The sequence below is a fragment of the Nonomuraea sp. NPDC049421 genome (genome assembly GCF_040677005.1).
In the GTDB taxonomy this organism is placed as follows: domain Bacteria; phylum Actinomycetota; class Actinomycetes; order Streptosporangiales; family Streptosporangiaceae; genus Nonomuraea; species Nonomuraea salmonea.
Map to the genome: position 1 here is coordinate 155,279 of NZ_JBFAQA010000016.1, position 21,776 is coordinate 177,054.

General features: G+C 70.8%; 23 protein-coding genes. 12 read left to right on the forward strand and 11 right to left on the reverse strand.

The window, feature by feature from the left end; translation table 11 throughout:
- Window positions 1-34: 34 nt before the first annotated feature.
- Window positions 35-1,171, reverse strand: a complete 1,137-nt coding sequence (locus AB0K18_RS26725; protein ID WP_364919135.1) for a serine/threonine-protein kinase — start codon at window positions 1,169-1,171, stop codon at window positions 35-37.
- Window positions 1,172-1,810: 639 nt separating this feature from the next.
- On the opposite strand from AB0K18_RS26725, the gene AB0K18_RS26730 reads away from it, so the two are divergent.
- The gene (locus tag AB0K18_RS26730) at window positions 1,811-1,999 is read left to right on the forward strand and encodes a DUF5999 family protein (RefSeq protein WP_364919138.1); all 189 of its coding nucleotides are present in this window, start codon (window positions 1,811-1,813) and stop codon (window positions 1,997-1,999) included.
- Window positions 2,000-2,068: 69 nt separating this feature from the next.
- On the opposite strand, the gene AB0K18_RS26735 is transcribed toward AB0K18_RS26730, so the two are convergent.
- Together AB0K18_RS26735 and AB0K18_RS26740 are read right to left on the reverse strand one after the other, a co-directional pair.
- Window positions 2,069-3,721, reverse strand: coding sequence for a fumarate hydratase (locus tag AB0K18_RS26735; protein WP_364919141.1), 1,653 nt, complete (start codon window positions 3,719-3,721; stop codon window positions 2,069-2,071).
- Between the two features lie 59 nt (window positions 3,722-3,780).
- Entirely contained in the window at window positions 3,781-4,662 is an 882-nt protein-coding gene (locus AB0K18_RS26740) for a DMT family transporter (protein ID WP_364919143.1), read from the reverse strand.
- Between the two features lie 68 nt (window positions 4,663-4,730).
- Between AB0K18_RS26740 and AB0K18_RS26745 the strand changes: the two genes are divergently transcribed.
- Together AB0K18_RS26745 and AB0K18_RS26750 are read left to right on the forward strand one after the other, a co-directional pair.
- Entirely contained in the window at window positions 4,731-6,140 is a 1,410-nt protein-coding gene (locus tag AB0K18_RS26745) for a PLP-dependent aminotransferase family protein (protein WP_364919146.1), read from the forward strand.
- A 34-nt stretch (window positions 6,141-6,174) separates the two neighbouring features.
- Window positions 6,175-7,113, forward strand: a complete 939-nt coding sequence (locus tag AB0K18_RS26750; protein WP_364919148.1) for a Gfo/Idh/MocA family oxidoreductase — start codon at window positions 6,175-6,177, stop codon at window positions 7,111-7,113.
- A 52-nt stretch (window positions 7,114-7,165) separates the two neighbouring features.
- Here the strand turns inward: AB0K18_RS26750 and AB0K18_RS26755 are convergent, their stop codons facing one another.
- Both AB0K18_RS26755 and AB0K18_RS26760 read right to left on the reverse strand, forming a co-directional pair.
- Entirely contained in the window at window positions 7,166-8,326 is a 1,161-nt protein-coding gene (locus tag AB0K18_RS26755; protein WP_364919150.1) for an MFS transporter, read from the reverse strand.
- Between the two features lie 87 nt (window positions 8,327-8,413).
- A complete protein-coding gene (locus AB0K18_RS26760) occupies window positions 8,414-9,082 on the reverse strand; it encodes a DUF998 domain-containing protein (protein WP_364919153.1) in 669 nt (222 codons plus the stop codon).
- A gap of 164 nt (window positions 9,083-9,246) precedes the next feature.
- On the opposite strand from AB0K18_RS26760, the gene AB0K18_RS26765 reads away from it, so the two are divergent.
- Complete coding sequence (locus tag AB0K18_RS26765; protein WP_364919155.1) at window positions 9,247-9,897, forward strand: DUF1707 domain-containing protein; 651 nt, start codon at window positions 9,247-9,249, stop codon at window positions 9,895-9,897.
- Window positions 9,898-9,912: 15 nt separating this feature from the next.
- Here the strand turns inward: AB0K18_RS26765 and glpX are convergent, their stop codons facing one another.
- Window positions 9,913-10,947 carry a class II fructose-bisphosphatase gene (gene glpX, locus AB0K18_RS26770; RefSeq protein WP_355432378.1) on the reverse strand — a complete coding sequence of 345 codons (1,035 nt, stop codon included), beginning with the start codon at window positions 10,945-10,947 and terminating at the stop codon, window positions 9,913-9,915.
- A gap of 172 nt (window positions 10,948-11,119) precedes the next feature.
- Between glpX and AB0K18_RS26775 the strand changes: the two genes are divergently transcribed.
- From AB0K18_RS26775 to AB0K18_RS26785, 3 genes are read left to right on the forward strand one after another with little or no spacing between them, the layout of a single operon-like run.
- On the forward strand, window positions 11,120-11,773 hold the full coding sequence (locus AB0K18_RS26775; protein ID WP_364919159.1) for a TetR/AcrR family transcriptional regulator: 654 nt from the start codon (window positions 11,120-11,122) through the stop codon (window positions 11,771-11,773).
- An 11-nt stretch (window positions 11,774-11,784) separates the two neighbouring features.
- Window positions 11,785-12,315 (forward strand): DUF4245 domain-containing protein, encoded by a 531-nt coding sequence (locus AB0K18_RS26780; protein WP_364919161.1) that lies wholly within the window; start codon window positions 11,785-11,787, stop codon window positions 12,313-12,315.
- A 32-nt stretch (window positions 12,316-12,347) separates the two neighbouring features.
- On the forward strand, window positions 12,348-12,596 hold the full coding sequence (locus AB0K18_RS26785; RefSeq protein ID WP_364919163.1) for an exodeoxyribonuclease VII small subunit: 249 nt from the start codon (window positions 12,348-12,350) through the stop codon (window positions 12,594-12,596).
- Between the two features lie 44 nt (window positions 12,597-12,640).
- Here the strand turns inward: AB0K18_RS26785 and AB0K18_RS26790 are convergent, their stop codons facing one another.
- Window positions 12,641-13,051, reverse strand: a complete 411-nt coding sequence (locus AB0K18_RS26790) for a nitroreductase family deazaflavin-dependent oxidoreductase (protein WP_364919165.1) — start codon at window positions 13,049-13,051, stop codon at window positions 12,641-12,643.
- A 94-nt stretch (window positions 13,052-13,145) separates the two neighbouring features.
- Between AB0K18_RS26790 and AB0K18_RS26795 the strand changes: the two genes are divergently transcribed.
- A complete protein-coding gene (locus AB0K18_RS26795) occupies window positions 13,146-13,745 on the forward strand; it encodes a helix-turn-helix domain-containing protein (RefSeq protein WP_364919168.1) in 600 nt (199 codons plus the stop codon).
- A 2-nt stretch (window positions 13,746-13,747) separates the two neighbouring features.
- Here AB0K18_RS26795 and xseA read toward each other — a convergent pair whose 3' ends face one another.
- Together xseA and AB0K18_RS26805 are read right to left on the reverse strand one after the other, a co-directional pair.
- A complete protein-coding gene (xseA, locus tag AB0K18_RS26800) occupies window positions 13,748-14,956 on the reverse strand; it encodes an exodeoxyribonuclease VII large subunit (RefSeq protein ID WP_364919171.1) in 1,209 nt (402 codons plus the stop codon).
- A 29-nt stretch (window positions 14,957-14,985) separates the two neighbouring features.
- A complete protein-coding gene (locus AB0K18_RS26805) occupies window positions 14,986-15,903 on the reverse strand; it encodes a hypothetical protein (RefSeq protein WP_364919174.1) in 918 nt (305 codons plus the stop codon).
- Between the two features lie 101 nt (window positions 15,904-16,004).
- Between AB0K18_RS26805 and AB0K18_RS26810 the strand changes: the two genes are divergently transcribed.
- Entirely contained in the window at window positions 16,005-16,970 is a 966-nt protein-coding gene (locus AB0K18_RS26810; RefSeq protein ID WP_364371483.1) for a 4-hydroxy-3-methylbut-2-enyl diphosphate reductase, read from the forward strand.
- On the opposite strand, the gene AB0K18_RS26815 is transcribed toward AB0K18_RS26810, so the two are convergent.
- Window positions 16,967-17,476 (reverse strand): DUF6542 domain-containing protein, encoded by a 510-nt coding sequence (locus tag AB0K18_RS26815; RefSeq protein ID WP_364919177.1) that lies wholly within the window; start codon window positions 17,474-17,476, stop codon window positions 16,967-16,969. The two genes, AB0K18_RS26810 and AB0K18_RS26815, sit on opposite strands and share 4 nt — an antisense overlap.
- Window positions 17,477-17,491: 15 nt before the next feature.
- The gene (gene rmuC, locus AB0K18_RS26820) at window positions 17,492-18,757 is read right to left on the reverse strand and encodes a DNA recombination protein RmuC (RefSeq protein ID WP_364919274.1); all 1,266 of its coding nucleotides are present in this window, start codon (window positions 18,755-18,757) and stop codon (window positions 17,492-17,494) included.
- Window positions 18,758-18,844: 87 nt separating this feature from the next.
- Between rmuC and AB0K18_RS26825 the strand changes: the two genes are divergently transcribed.
- The 3 genes from AB0K18_RS26825 (at window position 18,845) to AB0K18_RS26835 (ending at window position 21,225) form a co-directional block, all read left to right on the forward strand.
- Window positions 18,845-19,573, forward strand: a complete 729-nt coding sequence (locus AB0K18_RS26825) for a hypothetical protein (RefSeq protein ID WP_364919180.1) — start codon at window positions 18,845-18,847, stop codon at window positions 19,571-19,573.
- Window positions 19,574-19,649: 76 nt separating this feature from the next.
- Window positions 19,650-20,726, forward strand: a complete 1,077-nt coding sequence (ychF, locus tag AB0K18_RS26830; protein ID WP_355424235.1) for a redox-regulated ATPase YchF — start codon at window positions 19,650-19,652, stop codon at window positions 20,724-20,726.
- Window positions 20,727-20,925: 199 nt separating this feature from the next.
- Window positions 20,926-21,225 (forward strand): hypothetical protein, encoded by a 300-nt coding sequence (locus AB0K18_RS26835; RefSeq protein WP_345390029.1) that lies wholly within the window; start codon window positions 20,926-20,928, stop codon window positions 21,223-21,225.
- The last annotated feature ends 551 nt before the right edge of the window (window positions 21,226-21,776 follow it).

Consider the following 21,776-nt stretch of genomic DNA (forward strand, 5'->3'; position numbering starts at 1 on the left):
AGAAGAAGATATCGATTCTCGCTTGGGAAGTGCTTTACCCTCGCTTGCGAAGTTCTCTTGGCCAGAACCGCCGAGGAAGGAACAACTTTATCACCGTCGCTTTGAATCGGGCATAAGCGGACGGCGTGGGCCGCTGTTCGACACGCCTCCTGTGGACGCCTTCGCCGGATTTACGTTCGAGCCTGGGCGAGGGCACGGTGAACGGCGCGGCGGGCGGGTCGGCCCTGTGCATCCCCCGGTGCGAGGGCCGGCGTGCGAAAGAGGGCTGCGGGATCGACGCCGGGGCCCTGCCGGTGGCTTTACCTGTGGTTTTCCCTGGGCTTTTACGCGGCGGCAGCGGCTCCTCCGCCGAGCCGCCCGCGGCCACCCTGGCCAGCATGAGCGAGGCGCGTACGGAATCGAGCCTGGTCGCGGGGTCGATCCTGAGCAGCGCGTCGAGCACGGGCGCGAGCGGCCCCGCCTTGGTCATGGGGATCGGCTCGCCGCTGGTGAGCGCGGCGAGGGCGGCGGCGGCCGTACGCCTGCCGCTCAGGCCCCTGCCCTCGACGGCGGTGTAGAGGGTCGCGCCGAGCGACCACAGATCGCCGGCGGGGCTGGCCTTGGAGCCGAGCACCCGCTCTGGAGCGATGTATCCGGCGGAGCCAAGAACGATGCCCGCCTGGGTGATGGAGACGTCACCTTCGAGTGCGGCGAGGCCGAAGTCGGTCAGGACCGCGCGGTCCTCCGTCACCAGCACGTTGCTCGGCTTGACGTCGCGGTGCAGGATGCCCTTGGCGTGCACGGCGCGCAGCGCGCCGAGGATCTGCCGGCCGATCTCGGCCACTTTGCGGGGGTGGAGCGGTCCCTCCTCCTTGATGAGCTGCTCAAGGGACCTCGCATGGAGCAGCTCCATCACGATCCACGGCCGGTCGTCCTCGGTGACGACGTCGAAGACGGTGATGACGGACGGATGCGCGACCATCGCGGTGGCCCGGCCCTCGCGCTCGGTGCGCGCGCACAGCTCGGCGCGCAGCTCCTCGTCGAGAACGGTGGGCAGCCGCACCTCCTTGACCGCCACGTCACGGTCGAGCAGCTCGTCATGCGCCCGCCAGACGGTGCCCATGCCGCCACGACCAACCGGCTCAAGAAGCCGATAGCGCGCGGCGAGGAGGTAACCGGAAGGCGCACGCATGGCAGGCAGCTTACCTATTTGTGTAAACCGACCAGTAGAGGCAGGGCCGATTAATTGTTGCGAACTTAAGTCAACCCGTATGACTTGTGACGTCAGCAAACCCCCTGGTCACATCCGTGCGCCGGGGGGCTCGCGGTGCCCGCGGCCCGTCTCCGGTAGCCCAGCGTACGCGATCACCTGCGGTTCGTCGCAACCCCTGCCCGGAGTGACGGGGCGTTTTCGCAGGTCATACGCCGTATGTGTCGATCGGCACAACATTCGGCGGATTGGTTGTGCATGATGCCTGGTAGGGGACTACCAGCAGTACGGCAGGCTGGCTGACAGGAACCACCGGGGTGCCGTCAGCGAGTTGAAAGGGTGCCGTAAGAGGACGGGGGCACGGTGAAGGCGTAGACACCCGACGAAGCGCCCGGCGAACTCACCGGCGAACTCACCGGAAACTGTCGGTTCCCGACGTCAGACTGAAGTCCCATCCACCGAAGACGGACCGTCGAAGGATGTGAGGAAGATGCGCCAGACGCAGGTGCGCCGCCGGCCGAGGAAGCCGGTCAAGGTGGCGCTCGACCTCCGCACTCCGTCAGGGCGCCATCTGCCCTTCTGATCGACCAGCAACCAGGAGCGCCATCTGAGAGGTGCGCGATGTGCAGTCACCACCCCGTTTGCCCGAGTGCCGACTCTCCCGACCGTGAGCGGTCGCACGTGATCGCCGCCCACCCCGACCAGGGGTGGAGCCTGCTCTGCAACGGCGTCGTGCTGTTCGACGACACCGGCCTGTTGCTACCCGACGGCACCGTCGTGGCCCCGCACCGCGCGCCGCTGGCCGCCTGAGCTCCTGACCGCCGCGCCGCCAGGGCACAGGAGCCCCAGCGGCGGCGGTGACCCGTCCGATGAGGAGTCTCAGCGGCGGCCGATGCTCAGCACGGGGCCCGTCTTGTCGGTGAAGAAGTCCTCACCCTTGTCGTCCACGACGATGAACGCGGGGAAGTCGACGACCTCGATCTTCCACACCGCCTCCATGCCGAGCTCCGGATATTCCAGCACCTCCACCTTCTTGATGCAGTCCTGCGCCAGCCGGGCCGCGGGGCCGCCGATCGAGCCCAGGTAGAAGCCGCCGTACTTCTGGCAGGCCTCGGTGACCTGCTTCGAGCGGTTGCCCTTGGCCAGCATCACCATGGAGCCGCCGGCCGCCTGGAAGCGCTCGACGTAGGAGTCCATGCGCCCGGCCGTGGTCGGGCCGAACGAGCCGGAGGCGTAGCCTTCGGGGGTCTTGGCCGGTCCGGCGTAGTAGACCGCGTGGTCCTTGAGGTATTGCGGCATCTCGCCGCCGTCGTCGAGCAGCTCCGCGATCTTGGCGTGCGCGATGTCGCGCGCCACGACCAGCGGGCCGGTGAGCGACAGGCGGGTCTTGACCGGGTATTTCGACAGCTCGGCCAGGATCTCGGGCATCGGCCGGTTGAGGTCGATCTGCACGACGTCGTCGGACAGGTGCTCGTCGGTGGTGTCGGGCAGGAAGCGGGCCGGGTCGGTCTCCAGCTGCTCCAGGAAGACGCCCTCCGGCGTGATCTTCGCCAGCGCCTGGCGGTCGGCCGAGCAGGAGACCGCGATGGCCACGGGGCAGGACGCGCCGTGGCGGGGCAGGCGGATCACGCGGACGTCGTGGCAGAAGTATTTGCCGCCGAACTGCGCGCCGATGCCCAGCTTCTGCGTCAGCTCGAAGACCTTGGCCTCCATCTCCAGGTCACGGAACCCGTGGCCGGACGGCGAGCCCTCGGTGGGGATGGAGTCGAGGTAGCGGGCGCTGGCATATTTGGCGGTCTTGAGCGCGTACTCGGCGGAGGTGCCGCCCACGACGACGGCCAGGTGGTACGGCGGGCAGGCCGCCGTGCCGAGCGACCTGATCTTCTCCTCCAGGAAGGCCATCATGCGCTTCTCGTTGAGCACGGCCTTGGTCTCCTGGTACAGGAACGACTTGTTGGCCGAGCCGCCGCCTTTGGCCATGAACAGCAGCTTGTACTCGTCGGGGTGCCCGTGGGGGTCCTCGGCGTAGAGCTCGACCTGGGCGGGCAGGTTGCTGCCGGTGTTCTTCTCCTCCCACATGGTGATCGGGGCCATCTGGGAGTAGCGCAGGTTGAGCTTGGTGTAGGCGTCGTACACGCCGCGCGAGATGTGCTCGGCGTCGCGTCCATCGGTCAGCACGTGGCGGCCGCGCTTGCCCATGACGATGGCGGTGCCGGTGTCCTGGCACATCGGCAGCACGCCGCCGGCCGAGATGGAGGCGTTCTTCAGCAGGTCGAGGGCGACGAAGCGGTCGTTGCCGCTGGACTCGGGGTCATCGACGATCTTCCTGAGCTGGGCGAGGTGTGAGGCGCGCAGGAAGTGCGAGATGTCGTGGACGGCCGCCTCGGTCAGCAGGCGCAGCGCCTCCGGCGACACTTCGAGGAACGTACGCCCGGCCGCTTCGACCTTCCGCACCCCCTCCGAGGTGATCAGCCGGTATTCGGTGTCGTCGGCTCCAAGCGGAAGCAGGTCGGTGTAGTCGAACTCGCCCATGTCCATCCTTTCGGTCGCTCCAAGAGATTACGCGCCCTCGAAGCGGACCAGGGACCGGCTCAGGCCTCCGACGGCCGGACGGCGGGTTCGGGGCCGCCGGTGCGCGCCGCGGTGAGGCCCACCATGATGCCGGTGATCACCAGCCCGGCCCCGACCAGGTCGTACGCGCTCGGCGTGGCGACGCCGAGCACCGCGCCCGTGACGATCGCCGCCACCGGGATGAGCCCGGCGAACAGCCCGGCCCTGCCGGGGCCCAGCTTGGGCAGTGAGCGGTACCACAGGAAGAACGCGATCACCGTCACCACGATCGCGAGGTAGCCGAGCCCGAGCGCCTCGGGCAGGGTGGGCGTGCGCAGCATCGCGGGGCCCTCGCTCACCCAGCCGACCAGCGCCAGCATGGGCACGGCCAGCGTCGTCGAGTACGCCGAGACCCTGATCGCGCCGAGCCTGGGCAGCAGCGGGATGGCCAGCAGCGAGAAGCTGATCTCGCCGACGAGCGCCCCGAGCGCCCACAGCAGGCTTTCGGTGGTGCCGCTGCCGAGCCCGGTGGCCAGCGTCGCGCCGGTCACCACGACGGCGGCGCCGAGCAGCAGCCGGGGCGCCGGCCGGCCGCCGGCCAGCGCGAGCGCCAGCGGCACGGTGCCGAGCACGGTGCCGACCAGGGCGGGGCTCGAGGCGCGGGTGGACTCGATGACGCAGACGTTGAAGAACACCAGCCCGAGCAGCGCGAGCCCGGCCAGGCAGAGCACCTCGCGGCCGGTCATCCTGACGAACCGCAGGCCGAGCACCCGGGTGATGACGAGCAGAACGATCGCCGCGGCGAGATACCGGACGGCCTGTCCGCCGTATATGGGGTAAGCGCCGATCAGTCCCGCGACCCCGGCCAGGGTCCCCACCAGGAACATGGCCGCGGCGGCGCTCAGGATGCCGTTTCTCATCATGCGAAGGATGCTAGGGAGACAATGGTTCGGGAAAACAGTCCAATCTGCCGCTGGAAGACAGGACCAATATGGCCGACCTCCATATCCGGATAGACCGCGGGAAGGGAGGCATCGCCGGGCAGATCGCGTCGGAGCTGCGCGAGTCCATCCGCGGCGGGCGGCTCGCGCCTGGCACCCGCGTGCCCGCCACCCGCGACCTCGCCACCGACCTGCAGGTCTCCAGGGGCGTGGTGGTGGAGGCGTACGAGCAGCTGGTGGCCGAGGGCTTCCTGGTCTCCAGGGTCGGCGTCGGCACCCAGGTGACGCCGAAGAACACCCGGCAGCGCGCCGCCGCGCCGCCCAAGCCGCAACAGGTGCGCCGCAGGACGCCGAGCACCGTCTCCTACCATGGCCATCGCCCCACTTCCCCCGACCTCAGCCACTTCCCCCGTGAACGCTGGCTGGCGGCCGTCCGGCACGTGCTGACCACGGTACCCTCGGACGCCCTCGATTACGGGGACCCCGGCGGCGTGCCTGAGCTGCGGGAAGAGCTGGCCGGCTACCTCAGGAGGGTCAGGGCGGCCGACGTTCGCCCCGAGAACCTCGTCGTCGTGGGCGGCGTCGCCCAGGGACTGAGCCTGGCGCTGCACGTGCTCACCGGCCAGCGCCCGCTGCGGCTGGCCGTCGAGGACCCGACGAGTCACCGGCAGGTGCCGCTGCTGCGGCGGGCGGGCGCGCACGTCGTGCCGGTGCCGGTGGACGAGGAGGGCCTCGACGTGCGGCGCGTCGGCGGTGACGCGGCGCTTGTGACGCCGGCGCACCAGTTCCCGACCGGGGTGGTGCTGTCGCCGCGGCGCAGGGCGGCGCTCATGGAGTGGGCGTACGCGGGGCACCGGCTGATCATCGAGGACGACTACGACGCCGAGTTCCGCTTCGACCGCGACCCCGTCGGCTGCCTGCAGGGGCTCGCGCCCGACCGGGTGATCCTGTGCGGCAGCGTGAGCAAGGCGCTCGCGCCCGGCCTGCGCCTCGGCTGGGTGGCGGCGCCGCCCGACCTGGCCGAGGGCATCCGCAGGGCGCGCGGCGAGCTGGATCTCGGCTCACCGGTGATCGAGCAGCACGCGCTCGCGCACTTCCTGCGGACCGGCGGCTACGACCGGCACCTGCGGCGGATGCGCAGGGAGTATCGCCGCCGCCGTGACGCGCTGGTGGGCGCGCTGGCCGCGGAGCTGCCCGCCGTACGGGTGCGCGGCATCGAGGCCGGGCTGCACGTCTACCTGGAGCTGCCCGCCGGGTGGGACGAGCCCCGGACGGTGCGGGCCGCCCAGGAGCTGGGCCTGTCGGTCGAGCCGGTCGGTCCGATGCGGGAGTCCGCGGGGCCGCCGGCCGTGGTCATGGGGTTCGCCCGGCTGCCCGCGCACAAGGCAGAGGAGGCCGTACGAGGCTTGAAGGTCAGAATGTCTGGACAAATCTTGACCGGAGAGGGCAGGCGTGCCTAGAAAGAGAATCTGATCCCAGAAGCAGGGAGGCGTCATGCGGGTGGGATTGCTGGGTCTGGGCCGGATCGGCGCCTTCCACGCCGCCACCCTCGCCGCGCACCCGCTGGTGGACGAGCTGATCGTGGCCGACCCTGTGCGCACGTCCCCGTACGGCAGGCCGGGCGACCCCTTCGAGGCGGACGCCGTCGTCATCGCCACGCCGACCGGCACCCATGCCGAGCTGATCGTCGCGGCCTGCGAGCGCGGCATCCCGGCCTTCTGCGAGAAACCGGTGGCGGGCACGGTCGCCGAGACCGTCAGGGTGCTGAAGGCGCGCGGGGACAACCGGGTGCAGATCGGGTTCCAGCGGCGGTTCGACCCCGGTTACGTGGCCGCCGCCGCGGCGTTGCGCGCCGGCGAGCTGGGGGAGTTGCACCGCGTCCACATGGTGACGGCCGACCCCGCGCCGCCGCCCGCCGGCTTCCTGCCGATGTCGGGCGGGATCTTCCGCGACTGCCACATCCACGACTTCGACATCCTGCGCTGGGTCACCGGCCGGGAGGTGGTGTCGGTGTACGCGCGCGGCGCCAACCGCGGCGCCGCCTTCTTCGCCGAGGCCGGCGACGTGGACAACAGCGCCGCGCTGCTCACCCTCGACGACGGCACGCTCGCCACGCTGCAGGGCTCGCGCTACAACGGCGGCGGGTACGACGTGCGCATGGAGCTGGCCGGCACCCGGCGCACGCAGGCCGTGGGCCTCGGCCCGCGCGCCCCGCTGCACTCGGCCGAGCAGCCCGCGAGTGGCGCCGAGCCGTGGCCCGACTTCGTCACCCGCTTCGAGGCCGCCTACCGCGCCGAGATCGACGCCTTCCTCACCGGCGACCGCAGCCCGTGCTCGATCGAGGACGCCCTTGAAGCCCTGTACGTCGCCGAGGCCGCCGACCTCTCGCTCCGCGAAGCCCGCCCGGTGGAGGTGGCGGAGGTCCGCCGCTGACGCCGCAGGGACGCAGCCGGCCGGAACGGCAGGCCGTGGGCGGCGTGGCCCGTCAGGTGGTGGCCGGGGTGCTCTTGGGTTCGAAGCCGGGCGCCAGGGCGATGATCGCCGCCGCCAGCACCAGCGGCGCGGCGAACGCCACCCGCATGTCCATGGCGTCCGCGATCCCGCCCACGAGCGCCGCGCCCACGATGAACCCGACGTAGTTGAAGAGGTTCACCCGGGCGATGGCGACGCCGGTGCCCGCCGGGTCGAGCCGCCCGGCCGCCGAGAACGACTGCGGCGCCACCACCGACAGCCCCACCCCGGTCAGGCCGAACGCGACGATGCCGAGCGGCTGGTTGGGCGCCAGCACGACGCCGAGGAACCCGATCGTGGCGATCGCCCCGCCGATCCTGACGATGGCGGCCGGCCCGTAGCGGCGCACGGCCAGGTCACCGGCGAGGCGGACGGCCAGCGTGGTCGCCTGGTAGGCGACGTAGGCCAGCGGGATCACCCGGGGACCGGCCTCCAGCACATCCTTCATGAACACGGTGTTGAAGTTGGAGACGGCCGCGTCGCCGACGTACAGGAAGCCCATGGCCAGGCAGAGCGGGATGATCGGCCGCCAGGGGAAGCGGCCGGCGACCGTCTCCGCGGGCGTCTCCACCTTCTCCTCGGCGGGGCCGCACAGGTGCCGTCCCGCGTACAGCGAGCCGGCCAGCGCGAACACCATGGGCGCGCCCATGACGACCGGCAGCGGCAGGTCGGCCGCCGCCGACGCCCACAGCGCGCCGAGCATGCTGAGCACGCTCCACACGCAGTGGAAGCCGTTGAGCACCTGTATGCCGTACCGGCGCTCGACCGCCACGCCCTGCATGTTCATGCCCGCGTCCACCGCGCCCACGGCGACCCCGAACAGCAGCAGCACCGGCACCAGCAGCGGCACGTTCGGGGCGAGCCCGGCCAGCACCACGGCGGCGGCCACGGCCGGCTGCGCGACGCGCAGCAGCAGCCTGCTGCCCCGGCGGGCGGCGAACGCTCCGGCCGCCACGCTGCCCGCGCCCGCGAACACGGGCACGATGAGCAGCAGCAACGTCAGGCTGCCCTCGTCGAGGCCGTGCTTGGACTGCAGGTTCGCGACCTGGATGAGCAGCGAGGCGAAGGACAGGCCCTGGACGCCGTAGACGACGTACGTGGCGATGCGGGCCTGGCGATCACGTGAGGACGGCACGGCGGCCTCCTGGTGGGGGGAGTCAAACGTGAGGCGGAGTCAGGTTAGCGGCTGCCCCGGCCCACCACCAGCACGAGATCGGCACGTTCACGTCGAGGTCTCCACCGTCACGCCGCCCGGCCGCTCCTCCCGCCCCCGTACGTCGATCCGTCCCGCCGCCGCCCACACCCCGAGCGCCAGCAGCGCCGCCACCTCCGTCACGGCCAGACCCCGCTCCACCAGCCCCAACGGCATGACGCGATACCACGGCAGCCCCTCGGCGGACGCGATGAACATCATCGTGCCGATGCCCGCCACCCACAGCAGCGAGCACACCCCGAACCCGAACGCCACCAAAGTCGCCCGCGACCGCTGGCGGTGCCACGGCCTGGCGATCAGCAGCGCGGCCAGCGGCAGGCTGAGGAAGGCCACGAAGCTGCCCACCCGGTGGATGCTGCCGCTCATGCTCGGCCCCACCGACCAGTCGTGCTTCTCGAACCAGGCCGTCACGAACAACCCCAGGCTCCACCCCATCAGCGCGATGGTGCCGAGCACCCCGGCCAGCTTCTTCCTGGCCAGCGACACGCCGATGGCCAGCGACCCCGCCGCCAACAAGCCCACGCCGAGGCCGAAGACCCAGCCGCCGGGCCCCAGCCCGTGCTCGCTGATGGTCCGGCGGAACGGATCCATCTCGTCCAGGCTGGAGATCTCCAAGCCGATGATCACCGCTATGCCGGCGCCTGCCGCGCCGAGTCCCCACCGCGCCGGTCGATGCACGTACGCCTCCCTTTAAGCGGATCAACGGCCGTACGGACGCCTGGATTCCGCGTCATCGGCGGAGAAAACGGGACACGCGCGGCACGCCGCCGTTCGTCGGGATCCTCGGACACCTCACCTCCGGGGACGAGCGAATCCGCCGACCGCCGGATATCGTCGGAGATGTGAACGAACGCGCGGGCTCGTGGTTGCCGAAGCTGCAGGAAGTCGGAGAGCGGCTGGCCGAGGAGTGGGTCTCCGCCCGCCGGCCGCAGCCATCGGGCGACATGCCGCAGCCGCACGAGCTGCGCGCCTCCGACGCCGACCGCGAACGCATCGCCCAGGTGCTCCAGGACGCCCACGCCGACGGCCGGCTCATGCTCGACGAGCTCGAAGAGCGGCTCGGCGTGCTCTACTCCGCGCGCACGCTCGGCGAGCTGGCCGAGCTCACCACCGACCTGCTGCCGCCCGACCAGCAGCCGCTCAACCTCGACGGGCGGCCCGTCTCCGCGATCTTCAAGCAGGAGAAGCGCGGCGGGCGCTGGGTGGTGCCCGCCGAGCTGGGCGTGACCGCCATGTTCGGCACCACCAAGCTCGACTTCCGCGACGCCATCCTGCAGAACCGCCGGATCATCATCAACGCCACCCTCGTCTTCGGCGGGCTGGAGATCCACGTGCCCGAGGGGCTCGAGGTGATCAGGGTGGCGAAGGACAAGACCGTCCGACTGACCAAGCAGCCCACCGAGCCGGGCGCGCCGGTCGTCGAGGTGCGCACCACGAACTTCGCGGGCGAGGTCAAGGTCAAGGAGCCACCGCGCCGCAAGCGCCGCCGCTGAAGCGTTGTGACAGCCTCAGCCGGCGGTGTCGAAGTTGATCGCGCTGTACGCCCGCAGCTTCCACAGCTGGTGCTCGCTCTCGATCTTCCTGATCGTGCCCGACCGCCCGCGCATCACCAGTGACTGCGTGACCGCCGAGCCGGCGCGGAACCGTACGCCCTGCATCAGCTCGCCCTGCGTGATGCCCGTCGCCGCGAAGAACACGTCGTCGGACTTCACCAGGTCGTTCGTGGTGAGCACCTGGCTCAGGTCGTGACCCGCGTCCACGGCGCGGGAGCGCTCGGCGTCGTCGCGCGGCCACAGCCTGCCCTGGATGACGCCGCCCAGGCACTTGAGCGCGCACGCCGCCACGATGCCCTCGGGCGTGCCGCCGATGCCCAGCATCAGGTCGATGCCGGTGCCCTGGCGGGCCGCCATGATCGCGCCGGCCACGTCGCCGTCGGTGATGAACTTGATCCGCGCGCCCGTCTCCCTGATCTCCTTGACCAGCCGCTCGTGGCGCGGCCGGTCGAGCACGACCACGGTCACGTCGGAGGGCGAGCAGTGCTTGGCCCTGGCCACCGCGTCGATGTTGACCGCGACCGGGGCCTCGATGTCCACCACGTCGGCCGCCTCGGGGCCGGTGACCAGCTTCTCCATGTAGAAGACGGCCGACGGGTCGTACATCGAGCCGCGCTCGCTCACCGCGATCACCGACACCGCGTCCGGCATGCCGAGCGCGGTCAGCCGGGTGCCGTCGATCGGGTCGACCGCCACGTCGCAGTCGGGGCCGCTGCCGTCGCCCACCTGTTCGCCGTTGTAGAGCATCGGCGCGTGGTCCTTCTCGCCCTCGCCGATGACGACCACGCCGTTCATGGAGACCGTGCTGATGAGCTGGCGCATGGCGTTGACGGCGGCGCCGTCCGCACCGTTCTTGTCGCCACGGCCGACCCACCGGGCCGCCGCCATCGCGGCCGCCTCCGTGACGCGGACGAGTTCCAGCGCCAGGTTGCGATCAGGGGCGTGCTCGCTGGTGGCGAGCGCCGGCGGCACGGAAGTCTGGTCGGACATGATGGCTGGCCTCCTCGTGGGGACGTCTCCCTCGATCGTAGTTGCCGGTCTATTCCCGGTCGGAGGGGGATAATCTGCAAATGGTGCGTGGATTTTGTGCCATACGCTGTGCGCGCCGGGGATCGCGCCTCCAACATGGTGCGTGGCGCCCCCGCCGTGGAGGAGATCCCTGATGAGCGAAGTGGACAGCGACGTCGACGGCGACGTTCCCGCCGACGCGAGCAGCGACGGGGCCGTCGCCACCCAGCCCCGTACGTCCGAGCGCGGCGCGGCCACCCGCAGCTCACTGCTCGCCGCCGCCCGCGAGGTCTTCGTCTCCAAGGGGTTCGCCGAGGCCGGCGTGACCGACGTGGTCGCCCGGGCCGAGGCCAGCGTCGGCAGCCTCTACCACCACTTCTCCGGCAAGGCCGACCTCTATCTCACGCTGTGGGAGGAGTTCCAGGCCAGGCAGACCCAGCGCACCAAGGAGGCGGCCCGCGCGGCCCGCGCCGCCGGTGAGAGCGACCCCATGGGGGTGTTCGTGCGTGCCGCGCGCGCGTACCTGGACGGGTGCCTTGAGGAGCGCGAACTGGCCGCGCTGTTCCTGCGCGGTGACGGGCCGCCCGGGTTCGACGTCATCATGCGGGACCGGCTACGTACGTGGGCGCAGCGCAACGCCGCGCTCTTCGAGGACGACCGCGCGCTCGTCGTGGTGATCACCGGCGCGCTCGCCGCGGCCGTCTCCGAGATCGTCCTCACCGACAACCGCGGCCTGGCCGAGGATGTTCTCGCCATCATCGGCGGCATCCGCCCGGCCACTTCCGCGACCGGCCACTCCAACGGGTAACCTCGCCAAGTGTGCGACGGTTCACCCAAGGTCTCTACGGCTACGCGGTAGCCCTCTTCGTCTGCCTCGCGGGGGCCGGGCTCTTCCTGCTGGTCACCCCGCAGAGCCGCGATGAGCACATTCCGCGGCTCGACTACACCATCACCGTCGCCAACTTCGGCCACGGCGTGCCGTACGGTGTGTGGGCGCCGCAGCAGGACCCGCCCGGGTGGGTCCCCAACAGCAACAGGATCGCCGACGGCGAGAACGGCGCCAAGGTCCTCTACCTCGGCTACGCCACCGCCGAGCGCGAGCACGCGATGTTCGCGCAGAGCGACGAGCAGCCCGCCGCCGGGTTCGCCAGCCGCATGGCCAACAGCGACAAGGCCGTCGGCACCCAGCAGATCGGCGGCGTCGCCTGGGAGCAGCGCTTCCGCGAGGACAAGAACCAGCGCTCGCTCGTCCGCGTCCTGCCCGACGTCACGCTCGTCGTCACCGGCACCGCCGACTGGCCCGAACTCGCCGACCTCGCCGGCCGCCTCCAGCAGCGGCCCAAAGGCTGAGCACGGGCGCCGGCGCGTCTAGGCTGGACGGCGTGGCAGACGAGAAGGCGCCCGCGGGCGAGAAGACACTCTCCTACGAGCAGGCCCGCGAAGAGCTCACCGAGGTGGTGCGGCGGCTGGAGACCGGCGGGCTGACGCTGGAGCAGTCGATCGAGCTGTGGGAGCGGGGGGAGAAGCTGGCGGCCGTCTGCGAGGAGTGGCTGCAGGGCGCCCGCGTCAAACTCGCCGCCGCCATGGCCCGCCGCACCGACCCCACCACGTCCGACGACACCCCCTTCTAACCCCCAACCCCCCGGCGCCGGGCATCCCGTCCGACCCCCCGCTTTCAGGCGGCGGTGCGGGTGAGGGCTATGACCGGGATGCGGCGGGTGGTCTTCTTTTCGTACTCGGCGAAGCCGGGGGCCTGCTCGACCATGCGGGCGTAGAGGCGGTCGCGTTCCTCGTCGTTCACGAAGTCCGCTTTGGTCACGAAGGTCTCCTTGCCCACCTCGATGGTGGCCTCCGGGGTGGCGCGGAGGTTGTGATACCAGGCGGGGTTGTTGTCGGCGCCGCCGTTGGAGGCGATGACGACGTAGCGGTCGCCGTCGGCCAGGTACACCACGGGCGTGGTGACGTCCCTGCCGCTCTTGGCGCCCTTGGTGGTGAGCAGCAGCAGCGGCTGGCCCTCGAACATGCCACCGACCCGGCCCTCATTGGCCCGGAACTCCTCGATGATCTTCGCGTTGAAGTCGTTCACGATTCTCGGCTCCTCGTCCCACTAATCGGAGAATTCTCCGCTTGGGGCAGCCTAACCGGAATTCTCTCCGCTTGTCATCGGTATGCTCGACCCCGTGTGGGAACGTCGCCTTCTGCCCGTCATCGGCCAGCCGCAGCCGGAGCGAGCCGACGCCGTACGCAACCGGCGCAAGATCCTCGACGTGGCGGCCAGGATGATCAGCGAGCACGGCACCGACGGCCTGTCGCTCGACGAGGTGGCCCGCGCGGCGGGGGTCGGCGTGGGCACGGTCTACCGGCGCTTCGGCGACCGTACGGGCCTGCTCATGGCCCTGCTGGACGAGCACGAGCGACGCTTCCAGGAGGCGTTCCTCGCCGGCCCGCCACCGCTGGGCCCCGGCGCGCCGCCCGAGGAGCGGGTGATCGCCTTCCTGCACGCCCTCGTGGACCGCATCGTGGCCCAGGAGGACCTGTACGTGATGCTGGAGCGCAGCCGCAAGGCGAACGTCGGCATGGGCCCGTACGGGCTGCACCACGTCCACCTGGCCGCGCTGCTGACCCAGGTGCGGCCGGGCACGCCCACGGCCTACCTGGCCGACGCGCTGCTCGCCTCCGTAGGCGCCTGCCTGATGGCCTACCAGCGCCACGAACGCGGCATGACGGTCGGCGACATCAAGGCGGGACTGACCTTGCTGGCCGAGTCGGTCATGCGCTGAGGTCAGCCGGCTTCCTCCGCGCGGACGTTCAGGCGGTCGTCGCTCAGCCGGATCGTCAGGCGGGAGCCGGGTGCGACGTCCTTGGCCAGGCGGACGACGTCGCCCGACGGGTGCTGGACGATCGCGTAGCCGCGTTCGAGCGTCGCGGCGGGGGACAGGGAGATCAGCCGGGCCCGCAGATGGGCCAGGTCGTCGGCGGCCCGGTCGAGCGAGCTCGACAACGACCGCCTGGCCCGGTCGCGCAGCGCCTCCGCCTGCTCGGCGCGGCGCTCCAGCTCGCGTACGGGGTCGGCGAGCGACGGCCGGGAGCGTACGGAGGTCAGCCAGGACATCTCGCGGTCGAGCCAGCCGCTCATCACCCGGCGGCCACGGTCGCGCAACTGGCGTACCAGCGACAGCTGCTCGCCCACGTCGGGCACCACCTTCTTGGCGGCGTCGGTGGGCGTCGAGGCGCGTACGTCGGCCACCAGGTCGAGCAGCGGGCTGTCCTGCTCGTGGCCGATCGCGCTGACCACGGGGGTGCGGCAGGCGGACACGGCGCGTACCAGCGTCTCGTCGGAGAACGGCAGCAGATCCTCGAGCGAGCCGCCGCCCCGGGCGATCACGATGACCTCGACCGAGGAGTCGGCGTCGAGCTTGCGCAGCGCCTCGGTCACCTCGCCCACCGCGTACGGCCCCTGCACGGCGACTTCCTCGACTTTGAACGTCACCGCCGGCCAGCGCCGCCGGGAGTTCTCCAGCACGTCGCGCTCGGCCGCCGACTCGCGCCCGCAGATCAGCCCGATCGTGCCGGGCAGGAACGGCAGCCGCCGCTTCCTGTCGGCGTTGAACAGACCCTCGGCGGCCAGCAACTGCCGCAGCCGCTCCAGCCTGACCAGCATCTCGCCCACCCCGACGGGGCGCATCTCCAGCGCGGTGAAGGCGAACGAGCCCCTGTTGACCCAGAAGTCGGGCTTGACGTGCAGCACCACTCGCGAGCCGTTGGCCGGCCGCGGCACCGTGGCCTCGTAGACGCCGCGTGGCGCGGTGACCCTGGCGGACACGTTGGCGATCGGGTCGCGCAGGGTCAGGAACACCGTGCCGCCGCGCGCGCTCAGGTCGGTGATCTCGCCCTCGACCCAGACCGTGCCGAGTCTGCCGATCCAGCCGCCCACCATCTGCAGGACCGTGCGGATCGGCAGGGGAGACTCGGGCGAGGTCTTCGAGGTCATGCTCGGAAGACTACGGGGTCCTGGAGGGGTTACTCCGCGGCCTGGAGCTTGGCGAGGCGGTTCTCGAACATCTTGATGACCTCGGGACGCGCCGTCGTCGCCTTCTCGTACGCCAGGTAGTCGCCGATCTGCTCGGCCGTCTTGCCGCGCATCCTGGCACGCAGGGACGCGACGGTGAGCTGCCCGTAGCCCGGCAGCGGCTCGGTCATGTCCACCTTGGCGGGGGAGGCGGCCGGCTCGGGAGCGGCGGCGGGCTCGGGCGCCGGCGCGGGCTCCTCGGTCGCCGCGGCGGGCTCGGGCGCCGCGACCGGCTCAGCGGCCTTCGACTCGGTCGCCTTCGGCTTGGCGGCCTTGGAGGTCTTGGCGGCCTTGCTCTTGACCGGCTTCTCAGCGGGCTCTTCGACGGCGGGTTCGGCCACGGCCTTGGGCGCGGCTGGCGCGACCACCGGCGCAGCGGCCTCGGGAGCGGACTCGGCGGCGGGCGCTTCGGTGGCGACCTCGGCGGCCTTCGGCTCGGCGGTCTTCGGCTCGGCGGCGGCGGGCGCGGTGGGCTCGGGAGCGGCGGCGGGCTTGGGCTCGTCGGTCTTGGTGGGGGCGAAGATGACCGGGTCGGGCTTGGTCTTGGCGACGCCGTTCGGCTCGGGCCGCGGCGCGAAGATGACCGGCTCCTTGCGGGCCGGCTTGTCGTCGTCCCCGGTCTCGGCGGGCTTGGCGGCGACCTGCTCGGCGGCGGAGGGGCGGGAGTCGTGCTCCTCCTCCTCGCGCTCCTCCTTGCCGCCCAGCCCCTTGATCGAGTTCTTCATGCGATCGACGAGCAGCAGCGCCTGCCCGGCGGCGCTCAAGGTGGTCTGGACGACGAGCAGCGGCAGGTCCTTGGCCTTCTCTTTGAGCTCGTCCTTGTTGGTGACGGTTTTAGCGATGTTGCGTAGCACGTCGCTGAAGGACATGTACGTCTCCCTGGGAGGTCAGTTTTGGACGGCCAGTCTGGCGCACCGCGGGCGGGCCCGCACGCGCAGGCCGATCGGCCGCTCCACGTAGCATAAGAAGTATGGAGCCCCAGACCCCCACTTCCCGCCGAGTCCTCGTAGCCAAGCCACGGGGCTACTGCGCCGGAGTCGATCGAGCCGTCGTCGCGGTCGAGAAGGCGCTGGAGCAGTACGGCGCGCCGGTCTACGTCCGCAAGCAGATCGTCCACAACACGCACGTGGTGAAGACCCTTGAGGCCAGGGGCGCCATCTTCGTCGACGAGACCGAGGAGGTGCCGGAGGGCCAGATCGTGGTCTTCTCGGCCCACGGCGTCTCGCCCGCGGTGCACGAGGAGGCCAGGCAGCGCAACCTGCGCACGATCGACGCCACCTGCCCGCTGGTGACGAAGGTGCACAACGAGGCCAAGCGGTTCGCCAAGGACGACTACGAGATCCTGCTGATCGGCCACGAGGGCCACGAGGAGGTCGAGGGCACGTCGGGTGAGGCGCCCGAGCACATCAGGCTCATCGACGGCCTCGACGCGGTCGACCAGGTCGAGGTGAAGGACCCGAGCAAGCTGGTGTGGCTGTCGCAGACCACGCTGTCGGTCGACGAGACCACCGAGACCGTGTCCCGGCTCAAGCAGCGTTTCCCCAACCTGCTCGACCCGCCGAGCGACGACATCTGCTACGCGACCCAAAACCGGCAGGTCGCGGTGAAGGAGATCGCGGCCGAGGCCGAGCTGGTCATCGTCGTCGGCTCCGACAACTCCTCCAACTCCAAGCGGCTGGTGGAGGTGGCGAAGGACTACGGCGCGCAGGCGTCGTACCTCGTCGACAACGCCGACTTCATCCGCGACGAGTGGCTCGACGGCGTCACCACGGTGGGCGTCACGAGCGGTGCGTCGGTGCCGGACGAGCTGGTGCAGGAGGTGCTCGCGCGGCTGGCCGGCCACGGGTTCGGCGACGTGACCGAGGTCGAGCCGGTGCAGGAGAGCATGCGCTTCGCGCTGCCCCACGAGCTGCGCAAGGACCTGCGGGTCTCTTAGTCCTCGCCGCGCGGGGTGCCGTACACCTTGGGCTCGAAGTACCCCTCGGGCTCGGGCACGAACGACTGGCGCGGGCGCGCGGCCTCCGCGCCCGCCTTCAGTTCTTCGCGCAGCTCGCGCACGTTGTCGCGCAGGCCGCGCCGCCAGGCCACGGCGAGCACGATGGCCGAGCCGGCGAACAGCCAGGGCGCGCCGCGCGTCATCGACGTGTAGAGGCCGAGCGCCAGGGACTGCACGATCGACACCGACCCGAACGCCCGCCCGAGCTCGACGAACAGCGTGGCGCAGAAGAACACCAGCGGCGGCGTCACCACCAGCGACAGCAGCTCGCGCCGGTTGACCAGCAGCACGCCGAGCGTGCTGGCGAGCACGAACGCGGCCCCCACGACGTGTTCGACGTCGAGCAGGGCGGCGAGCACATAGCCCGCCAGGGTGGCGACCAGGGCGAGCGCGATGGCACCGCGAGCCGTCAGCCTGACGGCAGAACGCCTGCCCTTCTCACCCACGTGGCCCACCCCCATTTACTGCGACCCGTTGGCCAACTTACCGTTCGCGTGGGTTATCAGAGATGCGGTTTCGAGCAGTTCGGGGGAGGCCAAAGGCCTGGGCAGCCCTTCGAGCATCTCCGGGGCGTCGAGTTCGCCCTCGACCACGCCCAGATCGTTGAGTTTGCGCGCGGTGACCAGGACGCGGCTTTCGAGAGATCCGACCGACTTGTTGTACGCCTCCACGGTCCGCGTCAGCGCCCGGCCGAGCGACTCGACGTTCCTGCCCAGCGACGACAGCCGCTCGTACAGTTCCTTGCCCAGCTCGAACACCGTGCGCGCGTTCTCGCTGAGCGCCGCCTGCTGCCAGGCGTAGTGCGCGGTGCGCAGCATGGTGATGAGCGTGGTCGGGGTGGCGATGTGCACCCGGCGGGTCATCGCGTACTCCAGCAGCCCTGGGTCGCGTTCGAGCGCCGGCGCGAGGAACGCCTCCCCGGGGATGAACAGCACCACGAACTCCGGCGACGGGTTGAACCCCTGCCAGTACGCCTTGGCCGCCAGCCGGTCGATGTGCTCGCGTACGTGCCTGGCGTGGGCGTCGAGCCGGACGGACGCGAGCGACTCGTCGGACGCCTCTGCCGCCTCCAGATAGGCCGCCAGCGACACCTTGGAGTCGACCACGATGTTCTTGCCGCCGGCGAGCCTGACGACCATGTCGGGCCGCATGGAGCCCTCGGTGACCTGCTCGTCGAAGTCGCAGAAGCGCTGCATCCCGGCGATCTCGGCGACCCTGCGCAGCTGCAGCTCGCCCCACCGCCCCCGCGCCTCGGGCCGCTGCAGCGCCCTGACCAGCGCCGTCGTCTGCGAGCGCAGCTGCTCGTTGCTCTGCCTGACGAACTCCATCTGCTTGGCCAGCTCGGCCCGCGCCACCTTCTGGCCCGTCTCGGTGTCGCGCAGCTGCTCCTCGACCCGGGCGAGCGCGTCCTTCAGCGGCTCGACCAGGTGCTCGACGGCCTGCCTGCGCTGGTCGAGATCGCCGGCCGCCTCGGCGCGGGTGGCGGCCAGACGGGTCTCGGCGAGTTCGAGGAAGCGGATGTTGTTGACGTCGAGCGCCCGCGTGGACAGCGCCTGGAACCGCTCGGCGAGCTGCTCCTCGACGTAGACGAGCTTCTCCGCGGACGCCTTCGCCCTGGCGTCCGCCTCGGCGACCCGCACCGCCGCCCGCGTCCGCGCGACGAGGAACCCGACGAGCAACCCGACGGCCAGACCGATGACAAGCGAGACGACGTCCACTCCAGCGATGATGGCAAAACTTGGGGCCGCGCTTCTTCCCGACACGCTTGGGCGTTCCGCTTGTGCGGTCCATCGACGGTCACGCAGAGTACAGGGATGAACACGCTCCCGAAGATGGCCGCCGCCTGCGGCGCCCTGGCGCTCACGCTGATCGCGCTGGCCGGGGCCGTCATCGCGGGCTCGCAGACAGGCGTACGCGAGACCGGGCCGCCGCGTCCCGTGCTGCGCTGGTCGCCCGGCGCGTGCGTGACGGCCGACTACGCGCTCACCGCGTGCAACGGCGGCCGGTCCGAGGTGGTGGCGCTGGCCTCCGACCCGCCCGGACCGGGCGAGTGCCCGGTGGACACCGACGACGTGCTGCGGGTGGGGGAGGGCAGGACGGCGTGCGTACGCAACTTCCTCGAACCTCACCCGGGCGCGCCCGGCGGAGGCGGCGGCCTGCTCAGGCCAGGCGACTGCGTCTCGCTGGACGGCCGCGAGCACCCCTGCGCCGGCTCCGGCTGGTACGGCCGGGCACTCGCGCTCGCCCCCGCCCCCGAGACCTGCCCTGACGGCACCCTCGACACCCTCCAGGCCGGCGCCCAGGTCCTCTGCCTCGGCCGGGGCGGTCAGGTGCTCGACGAAGGCGCCTGCGTGGCCGAGCCGCCCGCTGACGTGACCGCCAGGTCCGCACTCACCCGCGTGCCCTGCGACGCGCCGCACGCCTGGGCGAAGGTGCTCGCGTTCACGTCCTCGCCCGGCGACTGCCCGAAGCGCGCGCGCCGCTACCTCCGCGCCGACGGCGGCTATCGTCCGGTTACCTGTCTGTACGTCGCCAGCCAGTAAACTCGCTGACCGTGAACGAGCGCAGCGAGGCGACAACCAGCAGTCAGAGACTTCCGCGAGAGACGGAGCCGCTCCGATGAGTCTGTCCATCGGCATCGTCGGTTTGCCCAACGTCGGCAAGTCCACGCTGTTCAACGCGCTGACCAAGACCGGCAACGCGCTCGCGGCCAACTACCCGTTCGCCACCATCGAGCCCAACGTCGGCATCGTCGGCGTGCCCGACGACCGGCTGCCCGTGCTGGCCGAGATCTTCGGCTCGGCCCGCATCCTGCCCGCCAAGGTCGAGTTCGTCGACATCGCGGGCCTGGTCAAGGGCGCGTCCGAGGGCCAGGGCCGGGGCAACCAGTTCCTCGCCAACATCCGCGACACCGACGCGATCTGCCAGGTCATCCGGGTCTTCAGCGACCCCGACGTGACCCACGTCGACGGTGAGATCTCCCCCAAGCGCGACATCGAGACCATCAACACCGAGCTGATCATGGCCGACCTGCAGACGGTGGAGAAGGCCGTGCCGCGCCTGCAGAAGGAGGCACGCAACAACAAGGACAAGAAGGCCGCGCTGGAGGCCGCGGAGGCCGCGCTGGCCGTCCTGGAGACCGGCAAGACCATCTTCGAGAGCGGTCTCGACCGCGACGAGCTGCGCGAGCTCCACCTGCTCACCGCCAAGCCGTTCCTGTACGTCTTCAACCTCGACGCCGACGAGCTGACCGACACCGCGCTCAGGGAGCAGCTGTCCACGCTGGTGGCGCCCGCCGAGGCGGTGTTCCTCGACGCCAAGATCGAGTCCGAGCTGGTCGAGCTCGACGAGGAGGAGGCGCTGGAGCTGCTGCAGTCGGTCGGCCAGGAGGAGTCGGGGCTGCGCCAGCTCGCCAGGGTCGGCTTCGAGACGCTCGGCCTGCAGACCTACCTGACGGCCGGCCCGAAGGAGACCAGGGCCTGGACGATCCGCAAGGGCGCCACCGCGCCAGAGGCGGCCGGCGTGATCCACACCGACTTCCAGCGCGGCTTCATCAAGGCCGAGGTGGTCTCGTTCGACGACCTGGTGGAGGCCGGCTCCATCGCCAGCGCCCGCTCGGCCGGCAAGGCCAGGATCGAGGGCAAGGACTACGTCATGCGCGACGGCGACGTCGTGGAGTTCCGCTTCAACGTCTGAGCGCCCCGCCGTCCGTCAATCACGCTCGGTGATCTTCGCTTGCGGTAGGTTACCGACGGCGGACGGCGGTGCGGCCCGCCTGGCGTGCTCATTCCCGGCGGCCGTCGATCGCTTGCCGCCGGGACAACTGATGCGTCAACCATTTTGGGCCCCCGCGCGTCGAATCGTCACGGCGTTCACGCTGACTCGGGAGGCCCTCATGATCCGTCGCATCATCCGGAAACGACGCCCGGCGCCCACCCTCACCGGCATCAGCCTGGAGGAGGAGCTCGCCCTCATCAGGGTCGAGCTGATGTACGGCCTGCGCGTCAACCGCGAGGAGTACCTCCGCAGGAAGGTGGACGAGCGCAACGAGATGGCCACCCGCATGCGCGAGCGCGAGCCCGCCGAGATGCTGGCCGATCTGCGCCACTCGCTCGAACGATCGGTGCGACCGACCGTCGTCGATCTCCACAGCAGGCGCCAGGCACGGGCGCACCAGGACCCCGAGCCCGCCTGAGCACAGGTCTCCATCCTGCCCGGCCGTGACCTCCGGCGCGCGAGCCATGCCGATTCCGCAGGTCGGGACAGTCCATGCCTGTTTTGGACAGGAATCCGTGGCCGCCGCGCTACCCGATTTTAGGCGTCTGGCCTGGTCAAAAGCTGTTTCCACCGGGAACTGACAGGAATCGGCACTGTGGCCTGTCATACGGGCCCGGTTTGCCGTGTGGACGGTCATGCCGCAGCATGGGCGTGGCTTTCCTGGAACAATGGCGGAGACCGGATAGGGTGGCTACTTCACCGCGGATGATGGGGATCGGCAACGGACGACACCGCGCCAGCCGGGGGGATCGGCGCGAGCGGAGGCGTGATGGCTCGTAGGTCTACCGTCCACGATCCTCGGATCGCTGACGGCCCCGGGCTTTCCGCAACCCTTGACACGGCTGACTTCGACGCGCCGCCGCCGCGCCGGCCGCGGCGTGGCGGCTGGTCGGGTGGCGGCGGACGCTGGCTGGTATGGACCGGCCGCGTCATTCTCTGGGCGCTTATTGTGGTTATCGTGGTGAATGG